The sequence below is a fragment of the Lactococcus sp. FSL W8-0209 genome (genome assembly GCF_038006585.1).
Lineage (GTDB): Bacteria > Bacillota > Bacilli > Lactobacillales > Streptococcaceae > Lactococcus > Lactococcus lactis.
This window is the reverse complement of sequence record NZ_JBBOVN010000001.1, coordinates 1,083,275-1,099,598: the sequence shown is the minus strand read 5'-3', so window position 1 is coordinate 1,099,598 and position 16,324 is coordinate 1,083,275. Positions and strand designations below refer to the sequence as shown.

Annotated in this window: 12 protein-coding genes and 1 pseudogene; 1 reads left to right on the top strand and 12 read right to left on the bottom strand. The window is 35.4% G+C overall.

The features are described 5' to 3' along the window. Positions 1–81 precede the first annotated feature (81 nt). The 12 genes and pseudogenes from MKX45_RS05520 to MKX45_RS05465 form a co-directional block, all read right to left on the bottom strand. A pseudogene (locus MKX45_RS05520) lies at positions 82–1,323 on the bottom strand (NAD(P)/FAD-dependent oxidoreductase); the annotation flags it as partial. A gap of 139 nt (positions 1,324–1,462) precedes the next feature. Next, entirely contained in the window at positions 1,463–1,816 is a 354-nt protein-coding gene (locus tag MKX45_RS05515) for a hypothetical protein (protein WP_340816888.1), read from the bottom strand. Between the two features lie 159 nt (positions 1,817–1,975). Then, positions 1,976–2,779 (bottom strand): alpha/beta fold hydrolase, encoded by an 804-nt coding sequence (locus tag MKX45_RS05510; protein ID WP_057720437.1) that lies wholly within the window; start codon positions 2,777–2,779, stop codon positions 1,976–1,978. Between the two features lie 251 nt (positions 2,780–3,030). Next, positions 3,031–4,392 (bottom strand): glycoside hydrolase family 1 protein, encoded by a 1,362-nt coding sequence (locus tag MKX45_RS05505; RefSeq protein WP_057720438.1) that lies wholly within the window; start codon positions 4,390–4,392, stop codon positions 3,031–3,033. Between the two features lie 84 nt (positions 4,393–4,476). Then, the gene (locus tag MKX45_RS05500; protein ID WP_015426130.1) at positions 4,477–5,895 is read right to left on the bottom strand and encodes a PTS sugar transporter subunit IIC; all 1,419 of its coding nucleotides are present in this window, start codon (positions 5,893–5,895) and stop codon (positions 4,477–4,479) included. Positions 5,896–6,242: 347 nt separating this feature from the next. Continuing rightward, complete coding sequence (locus tag MKX45_RS05495) at positions 6,243–6,998, bottom strand: MurR/RpiR family transcriptional regulator (RefSeq protein ID WP_003132572.1); 756 nt, start codon at positions 6,996–6,998, stop codon at positions 6,243–6,245. A gap of 331 nt (positions 6,999–7,329) precedes the next feature. Then, positions 7,330–9,819 carry a leucine--tRNA ligase gene (leuS, locus tag MKX45_RS05490; protein ID WP_057720439.1) on the bottom strand — a complete coding sequence of 830 codons (2,490 nt, stop codon included), beginning with the start codon at positions 9,817–9,819 and terminating at the stop codon, positions 7,330–7,332. Between the two features lie 70 nt (positions 9,820–9,889). Continuing rightward, positions 9,890–10,561, bottom strand: coding sequence for a helix-turn-helix domain-containing protein (locus MKX45_RS05485; RefSeq protein WP_003132570.1), 672 nt, complete (start codon positions 10,559–10,561; stop codon positions 9,890–9,892). Positions 10,562–10,633: 72 nt separating this feature from the next. Then, positions 10,634–11,608, bottom strand: coding sequence for a ribose-phosphate diphosphokinase (locus MKX45_RS05480; RefSeq protein WP_015426128.1), 975 nt, complete (start codon positions 11,606–11,608; stop codon positions 10,634–10,636). A gap of 175 nt (positions 11,609–11,783) precedes the next feature. Further along, complete coding sequence (ftsY, locus tag MKX45_RS05475) at positions 11,784–13,163, bottom strand: signal recognition particle-docking protein FtsY (RefSeq protein WP_057720440.1); 1,380 nt, start codon at positions 13,161–13,163, stop codon at positions 11,784–11,786. A 65-nt stretch (positions 13,164–13,228) separates the two neighbouring features. Then, positions 13,229–13,780: a hypothetical protein gene (locus MKX45_RS05470; RefSeq protein ID WP_015426126.1), complete on the bottom strand. Its 552-nt coding sequence runs from the start codon at positions 13,778–13,780 to the stop codon at positions 13,229–13,231. A 9-nt stretch (positions 13,781–13,789) separates the two neighbouring features. Then, a complete protein-coding gene (locus tag MKX45_RS05465; protein ID WP_011835534.1) occupies positions 13,790–14,599 on the bottom strand; it encodes a Cof-type HAD-IIB family hydrolase in 810 nt (269 codons plus the stop codon). Between the two features lie 376 nt (positions 14,600–14,975). Between MKX45_RS05465 and MKX45_RS05460 the strand changes: the two genes are divergently transcribed. Continuing rightward, complete coding sequence (locus MKX45_RS05460) at positions 14,976–16,316, top strand: amino acid permease (RefSeq protein ID WP_057720441.1); 1,341 nt, start codon at positions 14,976–14,978, stop codon at positions 16,314–16,316. The last annotated feature ends 8 nt before the right edge of the window (positions 16,317–16,324 follow it).

Sequence of the window (16,324 nt, the reverse complement as noted above, 5' to 3'; positions counted from 1 at the left end):
ACACAAGAAAAACTTTTCCAAATTTTTTTATGGAAAAGTTTTATATTTATATTTTGTTTTAACTTAAATTGCACCTTTGTGGAAAAGTTGGTCATTGATATATTTGAAGAAATAATGACCAGAACGAATTTCAAAGGTATAAACAAGATAAACCATGTGTTTCATGAATGTTGCTGAAAAACCACTTAATTTTGTTTTTCCAACTGTCCCAACCGCATAGCCTGAACCAATAGAAACCAGTGTTCCACGATAATTTCCAACAAATTTGGTTTTTTCGCCACCTTTAATATCTGCAATGATATTTTTAGCGGCCGTGCTTCCTGTTTGTTCTGCTGCTTCTACAATTTGAGGAGTAGGGCGACCATTTTCGGGAACAATATAACCTGATACATCTCCTGCAACATAGATGCCATGATTTTCTTCGCCAATCGCTTCCATGTATTCATTTGCTTGAAGACGATGACCACGTTCTGTTTCGGAAAGTTGACAAGCTTCTGCTTCTGTATTTCCTTGTACCCCTGTTGTCCAAATTAAGGTATTTCCTGGAATTTCTTTAACAACTTTTTCCTCGTCACGTCCACCAACATTAACAGTGATATGATCTTGTGCTACAGCTGTAATTCCATGATTTACAAGAACATTGATGTTTTTATTTTGAAGGTAAACGAGTGCTTTATCTGCTAAACTACGGTCTAAAATATTCATAATTGTTGGCATCATTTCAACAATATTGATTGTAAATTCAGATTCTGGAATGCCGTATTTTTTAGATGCTTTTTTACGCCAATCAATCAATTCTCCGGCCATTTCAATTCCAGTGAATCCTGAACCAGCCACGCTAAAGGTTAACAATTTTTTGCGTTTTTCTGAATCAGCTTCTTTAGCTGCTGCTTGAACCATTTCTTTCAAATGTGCTTTTATTTTCAAAGCATCTTCAAGTGACCAAAGTGTGAAGCCATATTCGTTAACACCTGGTACACCAAAGTCATTGGGTTCTCCACCCATTGAAACGACTAAATAATCATAGTCATAGCTATTTTTATCTGTAATCACCTTTTTGTTAGCTTTATCAAGTTCAACAAGTGACTCTTTTACCACTTTAACGTTATTAAATTTTCCAATTGTTCGATTCAAATGATATTGAACAGCATCTGCCTCAACACGACTTGCTGCAACTTCATGAAGTTGGGTCATTGAAGTTTGAAAATCATGTTTATCTATAACTGTAATTTCTGCATCATTTTTCAAATTTTTTGCAAGTAAGCGTGTGGCTGAAACTCCAGCAAATCCAGCACCTACAATAACGATTTTTTTCTTAGCCATTTCTCTTGGCCTCCTACTAATAATAATTCCAAAAAATATTATACCTCTTATCGAAATAAATATACATTTTTCTGTTTATAAATTTACTTTCTGTAATTTTTAAAATAAAAAACCGCAGTATACGGCTTTTTTAAATAATTTAATAATTTTTCATGGCTTGCCCTTCAGATACACCTAAACATTTCATGAAAGGAAGTATATAGTCAATGTCTTCAATATTTTTCTTTTGCATCAGTGAAATTCGGCTAATGCCTTGACTAACTTCTACTGTGACTTTATGGTCGTCGTTAATAAAAAGGTGAATACTATCACATGCTCCTTGATGAATACTGACGCCTAAAATTTTTCCTTTTTGAACTTCACAGGTTTGAGCGCCATGGAGATAGCTATCTACTACTAATTTCATTACGGTTGTTTCAATTTTAAAATTCTTTGGTTTTTGCTGATCATCAATTTTTGAATCTTGGGCAAATTCCATGTTGTTATTTTTCATGGTTTAGCTCCTTTCCATTTCTTAATTCTATTTTATCAAGTTTTATTATGAAAAAAAAATGATATAAAAATAAAATTTATTTAATACTTTTAAGACTATAATACTGCCTTTCTTACTAGTTTAAATTTTACTGACGGTCAGCAAAAAAGACTGACCACATCAGTCTTTTTTTATTTTGTTGAGAAAATCAATGACTGCTTGGTTGAATTTCTCAATTTCTTCTAAATGTAAGATATGCCCACATCCTTCAAAAATTTGAACTTCTGAATTTGGATTGTTTTGTAATTCACGCGCTGCTTGAGCATGAATTGCTGGAAAAATCGGAGATTTCTCGCCGGCAAAAAATAAATGTGGTTTTTTTTCTTGCCCAAGCTCAGGACGCCAATCTTGCAAAATAACATTTTGCAGTAAAGGACGATAGCGTTTGAAATCAAAAGGTTTCATTCCATGTCCCAGTGTTCGTTTTACACTATCTGACAACTTTTTTTGTGTCAAACGAGTTTTTGGAAAATCATCAATAAATACTGACAGCTCTGTCAGTGTTTTCCCATATTGACCATTGAGCCAATCTGCCGATTTGAAGAAAGTTGGGGCCTGATCTTCTGTAATTATTGCTGATACATTTTCGTCAGTAAATAATTCTTCATAAGCCATAATTGTTGCCGCACCCATCGAATGGCCAATTAAGACAACATTTTTTAATTGCAAATAGTCAATTAATTCTTTTAGGTCCATTGCCAAACGGTGTAAAGTCAAGCCATAATCTACTTGTTGTGAATCTCCATGTGAGCGATGATCATAAGTAATCACCCGATAACCAGCATTTACAAATGTTTCTATTTGGGCAAACCACGTAACTTCACTGGACGAATAGCCACCAATTAGAATCAGAGGTTGATTTAACTGAATACCATAATCATGAAAATTTATTTTTACTAAATCATTTGTTGTAAAAAAAGACATTTTTGTTTCCTCTCAAGCTTTTTCCAATGTTTTCATTGTAACAAAAATTCTGTCAGCACTGACCAATTATGATTTCTAGTAACTGATTATTCTTCAGCCAGATAAAAATACTGACAATAAGAAAAAAATTTCTGTCAGTAAAATTTTTTAATGATGAATTTAAAAACTGACAGCTTAGCTATCAGTTTAATCACGAGATATGAGTAAATCATAAGTTTTCTATCATTATTTCATTTTTATCACTGATTATTCTAATCCAAATGATCACCATTTGAAGCAAAAACATTTTTAAACCAATGAAATGATTTTTTAGGAATACGTTTATGACTTTTTGGATCCACATAAACAGCACCGTAACGTTTATCAATAGCACCAGACGACGCAGGAATATCAATCAATCCCCAACCAAGATAACCCATAACTTCTACCCCGTCAGTAAATATTGCCTTTTTCATGGCTTCAAGATGTTTCTGATGATAAGAAATTCTCAAGTCATCAGCAATTTCTGTTTGCACATCCCAGATTTCTGACTGACCAATGCCATTTTCAATAGGAAAAACAGGCAACCCAAATTCATTATATAATCTACTTATAATTCTTCTAAAGCCTTCTGGGTCAATGGACCAATCCCATTGATTATGTTCAAGCAACGGATTTAATTTCATCCCTTTAGTCAAATAAGAATTTGGTGCATCATTTTCTGTCAGCTGACTTGCATCAAGTAAAATTGAGCGATAATAAGAAAAAGAAATAAAGTCAGAAATTCCATTTTTTAAAATTTCTTCATCTCCTTTTTGAAAATCCATTTGGATGTTCTGATTTTTAACATAGGTCATAACCTCATGCGAATAATGACCAAAAGCATAAACATCACAGAGATTTCGATTATAAAATTCATCAAATTTTCTAAGATATAAATTATCTTTTGGTGAAAAAGTTGCGGGATATATTTCCGTAGTCGCCAACATTCCTCCTATTTTTGCTTCAAAATTTTCATGCAAAAATTGGGTTAATTCGCAATGAGCAAGCATGGTATGATGAAAAACAGTATACATATCAGAGAGTGTCAGCTCTTTTTTCAAAACTCCCGAATAATGCTCGAAACCGTCAGCAAAATAAAGATTATGCTCATTAAAAACAATCCAATATTTGACTTTGTCAGCAAATCTTTTCATCATTTCTTGTCCAAATCTTACAAATGCTTCTTTCACTTTTCGACTCAAAAATCCATTGTACTTTTCAGCCAGATTTAATGGCATATCGAAATGATAGAGACATATCATAGGCTCAATTCCACGAGCCAGCAAATCATCAATCAGATGATTATAAAAAGCAATTCCTTCCTCATTAAATTCACCATCGCCGTCAGGAACAATTCGTGACCAAGAAATTTGGAAACGATACATATTCATATTCATTTCTTTCATAAGATCTAGATCTTGTGAATAATGATGATAATTATCATTTGTTACTTGCCAATCTTTGGCAGAACGTCCAGCGGTATTCACATCATAGACAGAGGGCCCTTTTCCTCCTTCATTCCAGGCGCCTTCGGTTTGCATTGACGAAGTTGAATTCCCCCAGAAAAAATCTTTTGGCATTTTATTTTCCATTTTGTCCCCTTTTATCTTTAATTTTATAAAAAGAAATCCCGAAGAAAAAGTTTCTCCGGAGTTTCTAATCTCCTTATTCAATTACTAAGCAATAACTTCTTCAGCTTCAGCATTTGCTTCTTGTTCTAACAACATTTTGTCATATTTTTTAGCAAATGGAAGATAAATCAAAATTGATTCTAAAAGCGCAATAACTTGCAGCACAGCATATTGCCAACCTCCGATTAAAAAGCCAGAAATAATTGGTGGAGTGGTCCAAGGCGCGGCAACACCATTCATTGGCGGAACAATGTGAAAATAAATCGCTCCGTAAACCGTAGCCGAAACGACTACTGGAACAAGAAAGAATGGCAGAGCAAGAACTGGATTTAAAACAAGTGGCAATCCAAATAAGAAAGGTTCATTGATATTAAATAAACCTGGGACTAACTCTACTTTACCAATTGACTTCATCTGTTCTGAACGAGCAAAGAAAATCGTAAAGATAATTAATCCAAAAGTAATTCCTGAACCCGAAAGATTAATAAAGTTATTATAGAATTCATTGGTCACAATATGAGCACCATTAGCTAAACTCAATTTGTGAGATTGATAAAGGGATGCATTGGCAAAGGTATTTGGAATCAGAAAGGCAGAGGTAATTGCTCCCATGATAATTCCACCATGAACCCCAAAGAACCAGAAGAATGGAACTAAGAGTGAGATAATAATAATTCCACCAAATGAACCGCCTAAACCTTGTAGAGGGACAGATAACCAATGATAAATAAAGGTTACTGCATCGGTATGACCAATCTTATCAAATAAAGCATAGACAACCGTAGCAGCGACGACAATTACTCCTGTTGGAATCATTGAAGTGAATTGATTAGCAACATTTGATGGGACTTGTTCAGGAAGTGTAATCTTCCAGCCTGCTTTCATCATTGCTGAATAAGCCCAGCCTGATAGAATACCAATAATAATGGCCGCAATCATTCCTTGACCACCGTTCCAAGTTAAATTGAGCACTCCTGTCACTGGATTATTTAGAAATACTTGCATGGCATGAGGAAGCTTTTCAAAAGCAGCCGTTGCTTGTGTTCCTGTGAGATTCCCAATGCCTGAGGCTTCTTTCCCAGTAGCTAGTGCCGCTGTGATTGGATTTGCAATACTTAGAGATTGAACAATGAAAAATGCAGAGAGAGAAGTTAATCCTCCTTGTAAAGCAACATCACCAAATCCAGCTTCTTTGACATAAGAATAGCCAATACCGACTGCTGCCCAAATCGCTAAAATACCGAATGATACGTTAAATGCTTGGGTAAAAATTGCTGACCAGCCATTGTCTGATAACCATTTTGCCACAGGTGGAATTGGAATATTCGCCAGAATCAAGAAAATTGACCCAACAATGATAAATGGCATGGCAAAAAGCATTCCATTTTTCAAAGCAGTCATCGCTCGTGTATTCACGAATTTCATAATTGGCGGTAAGACTTTATTATTTATGAAGCCATTCATAAATAAACCTCCTTTAAGATGTGAGCCCGACTGTTCTGAAATGAAGAAAATTATCTTTTGTGCTGGCGTTTTGCCCCACCAACAAGTGCTTTAGCACTTAGCTGGAATGCTCAACGTATTTTATCTATCTACGCAGCAAGCTGCTACGCTGTCCATTCGCTCTAAGCGACTAAAGTCGCAAGTCGAATCGCATTTTCACTTATTTCAAGAAGGTCGAACTCAATTTGTTAAGACAGTTCAGATACTTTGAAGACTGTACTCTTTTAATTGAACCGCTTACAATATAATAATACCCCTTACAATTTTTTTTGCAAGGGGCTTTTCTATCTTTGTTACCTGTTACAGGATTAGTTACATTTATCAGCTTTTTCCATTGCCTGATGAGCTAGTATTTCAATAAAAGCAATGACTGGGAGCTGAGAAGTCAAATTTTCAAGTGGGTCATAGGCGGAATATTCCGTTTGGAATCCATAGGTTAAATTTATATTTGAAAGTTTGGATAAGGTCGTTTCTGGATGATTTGTAATTGAAATAATCTTTGCTGGTGCTTCCTCTCTTAGTTTGACAACTCGTTCAATAATCTTGTCTGTTTCGCCCGAAGCGGATAAGACAATGCTTAAAACATCTGGTGCACCTTTGCCTTTAACGGCTTGATAAGGATCAGAAATGGCATAAGATTCTAAACCAATATTTGTAAAATAGCGGGCACCATATTCAGCTAAAGCTCCTGAAGAACCTACTCCAATAAAAATAATATAACGAGCTTCTCGAATTAGTTTGACAGCTTCTTCTAATTTTCTTCCCGCTTCCTTAGAGGTTATTTTTCGTAAAAATAGGTCGAGTTGTAATAAATTTTCATAGTAATTAACTGGAATTTCTGTCAGTTGATTTTGGTTTTTAAGATAATATTTTAGTTCTACCCATCCCTCAAATCCAAGTTTTCTGGTCATGCGCATAACTGTTGCTGTGGAAACATGGACAGCTTGTGCAAGCTGTCTGACTGACATTTTATCAATACTTGATAAATTAGATAAGATAAAATTAAATGTCGCAGTTTCTAGTTCATTGAGCGTTCGAACTTGTTCGGGCAAGAAATCAATCATTTTTACTGACCCAACCTTTCTTATGTTGTTGATTATTTATTTGTTATCCTGAGCGAGCTTCATCAGTATCGACTTTTATTTAATAAATAAATTACTGACAGAATTTTTAAGCCGTACTCCGATTTAGTGACAGATAAATTGTTCCTTTTATTCACATTTTACTGACAGAATTTTGAGGGTCAACTCTAAACTCTTCTGTGACTTCCCCAAAAAAATAAGCTAGTCGACAAATTGTCAACCAGCTTATTTTACTTTTTATTCTTTAGCTCTCACTTTTTACTGACAGCTAATTATTATAAGATTTAACTGATAAATGTTCAGATTGTCATCTTTATTTTACAACAATATTAACTAATTTATTTGGAACAGCAATTACTTTGACCACGTTTTTACCTTCAAGAGCCTCAGCAACTGATTCACGACCAATTTTTTCAAGTTCTTCACGCGCTAAATCTTTAGCAATTTTAATTTTTGCTTTTAATTTACCATTAATTTGAACAACAATTTCAACTTCTGATTCAATTAATTTGCTTTCATCAAATGTTGGCCAAGCAACATAAGAAATTCCAGCTTCATTACCTAATTTTACCCAAAGTTCTTCAGCAATATGTGGAGCAAATGGCGCCAAAAGTTGGACAAAGCCATTAGCGTATTCTAACGGTAAAGCTTTTGCTTTATTAACTGCATTAACAAAAATCATTAATTGGGAAATTGCAGTGTTAAAGTACATCAAGTCCAAACGCTCAGTAACATTTTTCACTGTTTCATTGTAAACTTTGTCCAATTCTCCATTATTTTCAGCTTTAATCTCTGAATTTTCAATCATTCGAACAGCTCGGTCTAGGAATTTACGAGCCCCTTCAAGGCCTTCTTCTGACCATGGAATACTTGCATCAAGTGGACCCATGAACATTTCATAAACACGTAAAGTATCAGCTCCATAATGTTCAACAACATCATCAGGATTAACAACATTTTTAAGAGATTTAGACATTTTAGCTGGAGCTTGTTCAAGGGCTTCACCTGTTTCCATATGGTAAAAGCCACCATCACGTTTTTCAACCTTATCAGTTGCAACTAAGGCCCCACGATGATCACGATAAGAGGTTCCGAGAATCATTCCTTGGTTAAAGAGTTTTTGGAAAGGTTCTTTAGTTGGAACAACTCCTAAATCATAAAGCACTTTATGCCAGAAACGAGCGTAAAGTAAGTGAAGAACAGCATGTTCAGCCCCTCCCACATAGATATCAACTGGCAACCATTCTTTGAGAAGTTCTGGGTCTGCCAAAGCTTCGCTATTATTTGGGTCAATATAGCGAAGGTAATACCAACTTGAACCTGCCCATTGTGGCATTGTATTAGTTTCACGGCGACCTTTTAGGCCATCTGCGCGTGTGACTTCCAACCAATCTGTCAAGTTAGCCAAAGGAGACTCACCTGTTCCTGACGGTTTGATATCAGAGGTTACTGGTAAAACAAGAGGGAGTTCATCTTCTGAGAGCGCTGTTGATGTGCCATCTTCCCAATGAATAATTGGAATTGGTTCACCCCAATAACGTTGACGACTAAAGAGCCAGTCACGCAAGCGGTAAGTGATTTTCTTTTTCCCAATTTTCTTTTCTTCTAAAAATGCAATGGCTTTTTCAATCGCTTGCGCTTTATCAAGCCCATTGAGAAATTCAGAATTAATATGAGGACCATCTTCTGTATAAACAGCTTCTTCTACATTTCCACCTTCAACAACAGGCAAAATTTCAAGTCCATAGACCTTAGCAAATTCCCAGTCACGTTCGTCGTGAGCAGGAACTGCCATAACAGCACCATGTCCATAAGAAGCAAGAACATAATCTGCAACCCAAATTGGCATTTTACGGCCATTAATTGGGTTAATCGCGTAAGCTCCGGTAAATGCTCCAGTTTTTTCTTTAGAAAGGTCTGTACGGGCTAAATCAGATTTCAAGCTCGCTTTACGACGGTATTCAGCAACAGCTTCTTTTTGCTCAGCTGTCGTAATAGCATCAACTAAATCATGTTCAGGTGCAAGCACAGCATAAGTTGCCCCAAAAAGGGTATCAGGACGAGTCGTAAAGACTTCAAATGATTTGTCGGTTCCTGCAACTTCAAAAGTCACATCTGCTCCTACTGATTTCCCTATCCAATTCCGTTGCATTTCTTTGATTGATTCAGGCCAATCAACTTCTTCAAGGTCTTCAAGTAAACGTTCCGCATAAGCTGTAATTTTAAGCATCCATTGGCGCATTGGTTTACGAACAACAGGATAACCCCCGCGTTCAGAAGTTCCGTCTGGAAGCACTTCTTCATTAGCAATAGCCGTTCCGAGTTCTTCAACCCAGTTAACAGCTACTTCTGCTTCATAAGCTAACCCTTTTTCATAAAGTTTAGTAAAAATCCACTGTGTCCATTTATAAAAATTAGGGTCAGTTGTATTAACTTCACGTTCCCAGTCATAACTAAAACCTAAGCTATTGATTTGACGTTTAAAGTTAGCAATATTTTCAGCTGTAAATTCTGCTGGGTCATTTCCTGTATCCATTGCATATTGTTCAGCAGGTAAACCAAAGGCATCCCAGCCCATTGGATGAAGAACATTGAACCCTTGAGCGCGTTTGTAACGGCTCAAAATATCAGTTGCAGTATAACCTTCGGGGTGTCCAACGTGAAGTCCTGCACCAGATGGATAAGGGAACATGTCTAGAGCATAAAATTTTGGTTTATTTTTATCTGTTCCTGTACGGAAAGTTTTGTTATCCGCCCAGTATTTTTGCCATTTGGCTTCTATTTCTTGATGATTGTATTCCATATTAAAGATTTGAGTTCAATTTTATTAAACTCAGTTCCTTTCTCATAATATTGCTAATGTAAATTGTCTTTTATAATAAATTATAAGCGAGAGTTAGGTCACTTCCCGAAAGCTGTAAGCCATATTTTTGCTCATATTTTTTGATTTTATTAATCAGCGTATTTCGATGAACATAAAGTATTTTTGCTGCTTTCGTTTGATTGCTACTTGCTTTATACATTGCTTCAACTAGTTTTTGGTCTTCAGGATTTTCTAATAATTCTTTACGGATTTCTTGTAAAATTCTATTTTCTGATAGATTTAGACTTTCTGATAAAATGTATTCACTAAAAGTTTGCTGACTTTCAAAAATTTTGTATTCTTCAGAATATACTTCAGAGAGTTTATTTTTCTCGACAAAACGGCCAACATAAGCCGTCACCTCTTCACCCATATCTTGCGAAAGGGTTTGAAAAATATCAAAAAGTTCTGAGTTTGTGGGACTATCAGTTGAAAATGCTTCTATCACAATTTTTTCTTCCCCAATGCTTTTTACAAAATCAGGTAAAAGTAGCTTTAAAGTATTTTCCAATTCTTCAAAATTATTTCCTGAAAATTGTAAAATACGATAGCGGCCATTAGGAAGTTTATCAGTCTTCAATTTTCTGTCAGTAAAAATCAATTCTGTCAGTAACTTTTCTCGCTCTGTCAGTTGACTGGGGTCAACTTTCTCGTAAAGTTTTCTAATTTTTTCTAGTTCCATTTTTTAAAAAAGCGACCTCTGGTCGCTTGAAGTCTTATCCTAAATCCACTTTGAATTCCAACAATTACTAGTTTAGATTTGTTCTGAAGGAAGATGTAATTCAAAGAGTGGTGACAATGGACGGCGTTCGTGAATACGAATAATCGCATCAGCAAGCAAGTGAGCAATTGAAAGTTGAACAATTTTTTCACTTTGACGATCTTCTGGCATTTCAATAGTATCCAAAACAACGAGTTTAGTAATTGCTGAATTATTAATTCTCTCGATAGCTGGTCCTGAAAGTACGGCATGAGTACATGAAGCGTAGACTTCAGTTGCACCAAGTTCTTTAAGGGCATTGGCCGCTAAAGTAATTGTTCCGGCCGTATCAATCATGTCATCAATCAAGATACATTTTTTCCCTTGAACATCACCGATGATATTCATAATTTCTGCCACATTGGCACGAGGACGACGTTTATCAATGATAGCAAGTGGTGCTTTCAAGAAGTTTGCTAACTTGCGCGCACGTCCTACTCCACCATGGTCAGGCGAAACGACAACGATATCATCACCAGCAGAAACCAATTGACGACGGAAATATTCAGCAATCAATGGTGAACCCATAAGGTGGTCAACTGGAATGTTGAAGAATCCTTGAATTTGTGGTGCATGAAGGTCGAAAGTAATTAAACGGTCGGCACCAGCAATTTGAAGCATGTTTGCTACGAGTTTTGATGTGATTGGTTCACGAGCACGAGCTTTACGGTCTTGACGAGCATAACCATAGTAAGGTAAGACAATGTTAATTGATGCAGCAGAGGCACGACGCAATGCATCCATCATAATCAAGAGTTCCATCAAGTTATCATTGACAGGGTCACTTGTTGATTGAAGGATAAACACATGATCACCACGAACTGATTCGTCAATATGAACGACAGTTTCGCCATCCGAATGTGCACCAACACTTACTTTTCCAAGCTCAATTCCAATTTCTTTAGCCACTTTTTGGGCTAATTCGTGGTTAGAAGAGAGCGAAAACAACTTCAAATTTGAATACGACATGAAGAGCCTTTCTTTAATTCCTACAGAACATAGCAGTTCTATTTTATGTAATTCTATTTTACATTAAATTCTCAATTTTTTCAAACGCTCATCGGCTTTATTTTAATGGAACCGTTGACAAGTAAAAAAGCATTGCCCAAACTGAACAAAACTTTTTTACTTCTTATTTTATATTTTATAAAAGCTCTTTGAAAAGCCCTCTGACGAAAAATTCTTCATCAAAATCTTGTAAATCATTAAGCTTTTCGCCTAAACCAATCAATTTAACTGGAATTTTAAGACTTTGAACGATTGACAAGACAATCCCACCTTTTGCCGAACCATCAAGTTTAGTCAGAGCAATTCCTGTAATTGGAGTAACTGCTGAAAATTCTTTGGCTTGTTGAATGGCATTTTGGCCTGTTGTTGCATCAAGTGCCAAAATCGTTTCATGCGGAGCATCTGGAATTTCTCGTTTAATCACTTTACCAATTTTTTCCAGCTCTTTCATCAAATTATCTTTATTTTGCAAACGTCCTGCAGTATCCACAAGTAAAATATCATAATTTTCAGCTTTAGCTTTTGCGAGAGCGTCAAAAACGACTGCCGCTGGATCTGAACCAGCTGGTTTTGTGACTACTTCAACGCCTGAACGATTTCCCCATTCAACTAATTGGTCAATAGCACCTGCCCGGAAAGTATCCGCAGCTGCTAAGAGTACTTTTTTGCCTTCATTTTTATAACGAGCAGCTAATTTACCAATGGTCGTTGTTTTTCCAACACCATTTACCCCAACAAAAAGGAAAACACTTAATCCATCCGTTTGGATATCCAATTTTGTCGGTAATTTTTCACCGTCAAACTTATCAACAATTTTTTCAATAATCAATTGACGCAAGTCATCTGTTGATTTAGCATTAACTAATTTTGCTTCCTTGCGCAATTCTTCAGTCACTTCCATTGCCAAATCCACACCGACATCTGACATAATTAAAGTTTCTTCAAGTTCTTCAAAGAATTCTTCATCAACTGTCCGGAAGTTAGCAAAAAGTTCATTAAAGCCGTCAGAAAAAGTCTTACGAGTTAAAGTTAATGACTGTTCATATTTTTTCTCAGTTTCCTCACGTGATTGAGTGAAAATATTAGCCAGAGCATCAATATCAATGACAATCTCTTCTTCCTCATCTTCGTCAGTAACTTTTTTCTCAGTCACTTCTGTAGTTTCAGAGATTACTTTTTCGTCAGTAATTTTTTCTAATTTTTCATCATTTTCTGGTTTAACAATTTTTTCGTCAGTAACTTCTACTTCAACCTTTTCAGAAATAATAGGTTCATTTTCACTGACAGGTTCATCCGTAATTTCTGGCTCAACATCAATCATTTTACTGACAGACTCGTCAGTAACTTTTTCTACTTTTGCTGGCTCTTCATTTACCTCAGGCCGTTTAGTAGTTTCATTTTCTTTTTCATTTTTGACTGCTTCAGTGATTTCACTAGATAGCTTTTCACTGACAGGCACATCATGATTAGTTTCCTCTTGTTTCTTCTTTCCGAAGAGTCGGTCAAAAAGTCCCATTTTTTCTCCTTAATAAAATATCACATTTTGATGATAAAGTTCATTCATAAAATGAATGAAAGATTTTAATTTAATTTTTTTCTTAAAAATGCAAGCCCTAAAACAAGGACTCCAACGGCTGAAAAATCGATTACCTTTGAAAGCAAAACGAAAGCCGTGGTCTCTACAAAAAAGGCTAATAAAATGACTGACAAAGCATGAAAAATAAAAACCAAGCCCATAAAAAGAGTCATTATTACCATTTTTCTATGATTTTCACCCTCGCTAGCAAGCTCTAAAAGCGGTCGATTTAGAAGGACTGACAGTAAAAAAATCGTTCCAATAGCAGCCGTTAAAATCGGGTGCCAGAGCTTGAAAGCAAGATTATTTCCATGCGTCAAATAAACAGCTAAGAGTGAAATTAAAAAACCAATAATTGCCACTAAAGAAACAGGATTTAACTCTTTTTTTCTAATTAAAGACCAGAGCATATGAACAACTGGAAAGGCTGTTGCAATTCCTAAAGCTAAAGTGTCCGAATTCCCAAGCATTTTTAAAAACAAATAGGCAATAACTGGTAAAATAATCGCAAAAATTAAACTCGGCAAATACTTTTTTAGTTGAACTTCATCTTTCATTATTAGTCCTTAGAGTACATATTTTTCAATAATATGAGCAACAGCATGTTGGTCATTAGTTAAATCAGAAATAATTCTTGCTTCTTCTTTAACAGCTGGGACAGCATTCGCCATAGCAACACCATATCCTGCCCAAGAAATCATTGATAAATCGTTTGCTTCATCTCCCATGGCCATTACATTTTCTGGTTTTAAGTTTAACTGATTAATCAATTGTGTCAAACCATAAGCTTTATTAATTCCTTTTGGCATAAATTCTAAAAGCTTCGCTTGAGTTTTAAAAATCTCAAATTGGTCAAAATAAGATTCAGGAATTTTATCGAGACTAGCGTCCAACAATTCTTTTTCTGTACAAGAAACAATCTTATTATAAACCACATCAAGTGGAACTTGATCAAAATCAACTTTGATAAAAGTTAAAAGCTTATTTAAAGTGTCATATTGCGAGTCAATTTTACTTTTTGTCATATAAACTTTTTCTTCGCTCAAAACATCGCAAGGAATGCCAAGATTTGAAGTCAATTCTTTAATTTCTAAAATTTCATCATGTGAAAAACTTTTTTTAGATAAGATTTGACCCGTATTTCTTTGGACCAGACCACCATTAAAGGTAATTGAAAAATCTTCAAAATCAAGCATTTCTAACGTTTTGAGAAAGGGTTGAATTGCAATCAAAGGACGCCCCGTTGTTAAAACAACATGGACCCCTTTTTGTCTTGCTGCATTAATAGCCAGACGATTTTCTTTTGAAATTTCTTTTGAAGAATTGAGTAAGGTCCCATCCAAATCTAGGGCAATGAGTTTAATTTCTTTATTCATTGTTTAATTATAGCACACTGTATCAGTCAGGTTCAATAATGCTCACTAAGGTCGGATTGAGAATTAAACATTTACTAATATTTTTAGATTATTCATAAAAATATTTGACAAATCTAAATCTTTTGATTACACTTAGAATAATTAAAAAAACGAGGTCCAATAAATGACTTATTTACAAGCTTCTCTTAACTTGTTGTTGAAGGAGGGCTCACACTAGCTAATTTAAGCTAAATGTGTGAGTCCTCTTTGACGTTAGTCATTAACGAGGACGAAGAGACGTCCTCAGGACGTCTTTTTTTAATGTTTTATTATCAATTTAATAGTCAATAAAAGAGAGACGTCTCTGTTTATTGATTTAGAAAGCTAGGAATTATCGTTGGAAACTAATCAATCCTTAAAGAAAAAAATGGCCGCACGCCATATTACTATGATTGCTCTTGGTGGAGCAATTGGTGCTGGTCTTTTCAAAGGAAGCTCATCAGCCATTGCTGCCGCTGGTCCCTCTGTCTTAATCGCTTATTTTATCGGAGGAATCGTTCTTTATTTTGTAATGAAGAGTTTAGAAAAGCTTGTTCTAAGTTCAAAAGATCCACACGGCTTGTCTGGACTTGTTCAGCCTTATCTGGGCAATCATACGGCTGATTTTACTGACTGGGTTTATTGGTCAATGTGGATGATTAATATCATTGCTGAGGCTGTTGCTGCTGCAAGTTTTTTGCAACTCTGGTTTGCTAATGTTCCCACTTGGGTTTTTGTCTTGATTATTGCCCTTTTAACTTCCCTTATTAACTTATTCTCAGTTGCTCTCTTTGCTGAGACAGAATACTGGTTGGCATTTATTAAAATTAGTGTTGTTATTTTGTTGATTATTTTTGGTGTTTTTCTTGTGGCAAAACAAATTTTTGATACTAATCTAGTGACTACTTTCTCTGGAATGACCGCTCATGGTGGCTTTGCTCCTCATGGCTTTAAAGGAGTCATTAATTCTTTATTAATTGTTATCTATTCGTATGGTGGTTCTGAATTAATTGCAATTACAGTTAGTGAAACAGAAGATCCTAAAAGAGCCATTCCTAAAGCCATCCGCGGTGTAATCGGTCGAATTATTTCATTTTATATTATTCCGATGTTCTTACTTCTTGTGATTTATAATTGGCAAACATTGGCTACTTCTTCAATGAGCCCTTTTGTGATGGTCTTTAATAAAATGCATATTCCTTTTGCTGGCGATATTGTCAACTTGATTATCATTCTTGCCCTCTTCTCATCAATTAATTCTGGAATCTATGCTTCATCTCGCCTTTTGTATTTCCGTTTAAAAAATCGTCAAGGTAAAATGGCACAAAGTATGGCTCATTTAAATAAACATCATGTTCCTCAAAGAGCAGTAATTTTCTGTTCAGGTACACTCTATATCGGTGTTGTTCTTTCTTATTTTGTCGGTGATCGTTTGTTTAATTACTTGGCTGGTTCCCTTTCTTACACTGTTTTAGCCGTTTGGATTTTAATTAGTCTCGCTGGTTTTGGTCTCTCTCTTAAAACAAAATCATTATCCAGTAGAACAATGAGTCTCTTAGCACTGATTGCTCTCTTTCTCATTCTGATTGGTATTTTATTTACTAATCCAATCGGCGTGACTGTCTTCACAGCAATTCTTTATTTCATCATCTTTATCAGTTATCGAAAAAAGAATGATTCTGTCAGTAATTTAAACTAATAAAAAAG

What these genes read in the sequence shown, in the direction of transcription:
- MKX45_RS05465 (WP_011835534.1), bottom strand. Translation starts at nt 14,599, where the DNA reads ATGAATAAAGAAATTAAACTCATTGCCCTAGATTTGGATGGGACCTTA.
- MKX45_RS05470 (WP_015426126.1), bottom strand. Translation starts at nt 13,780, where the DNA reads ATGAAAGATGAAGTTCAACTAAAAAAGTATTTGCCGAGTTTAATTTTT.
- MKX45_RS05500 (WP_015426130.1), bottom strand. Translation starts at nt 5,895, where the DNA reads ATGAATGGCTTCATAAATAATAAAGTCTTACCGCCAATTATGAAATTC.
- MKX45_RS05505 (WP_057720438.1), bottom strand. Translation starts at nt 4,392, where the DNA reads ATGGAAAATAAAATGCCAAAAGATTTTTTCTGGGGGAATTCAACTTCG.
- ftsY (WP_057720440.1), bottom strand. Translation starts at nt 13,163, where the DNA reads ATGGGACTTTTTGACCGACTCTTCGGAAAGAAGAAACAAGAGGAAACT.
- MKX45_RS05510 (WP_057720437.1), bottom strand. Translation starts at nt 2,779, where the DNA reads ATGTCTTTTTTTACAACAAATGATTTAGTAAAAATAAATTTTCATGAT.
- MKX45_RS05515 (WP_340816888.1), bottom strand. Translation starts at nt 1,816, where the DNA reads ATGAAAAATAACAACATGGAATTTGCCCAAGATTCAAAAATTGATGAT.
- MKX45_RS05485 (WP_003132570.1), bottom strand. Translation starts at nt 10,561, where the DNA reads ATGGAACTAGAAAAAATTAGAAAACTTTACGAGAAAGTTGACCCCAGT.
- MKX45_RS05495 (WP_003132572.1), bottom strand. Translation starts at nt 6,998, where the DNA reads ATGATTGATTTCTTGCCCGAACAAGTTCGAACGCTCAATGAACTAGAA.
- MKX45_RS05480 (WP_015426128.1), bottom strand. Translation starts at nt 11,608, where the DNA reads ATGTCGTATTCAAATTTGAAGTTGTTTTCGCTCTCTTCTAACCACGAA.
- leuS (WP_057720439.1), bottom strand. Translation starts at nt 9,819, where the DNA reads ATGGAATACAATCATCAAGAAATAGAAGCCAAATGGCAAAAATACTGG.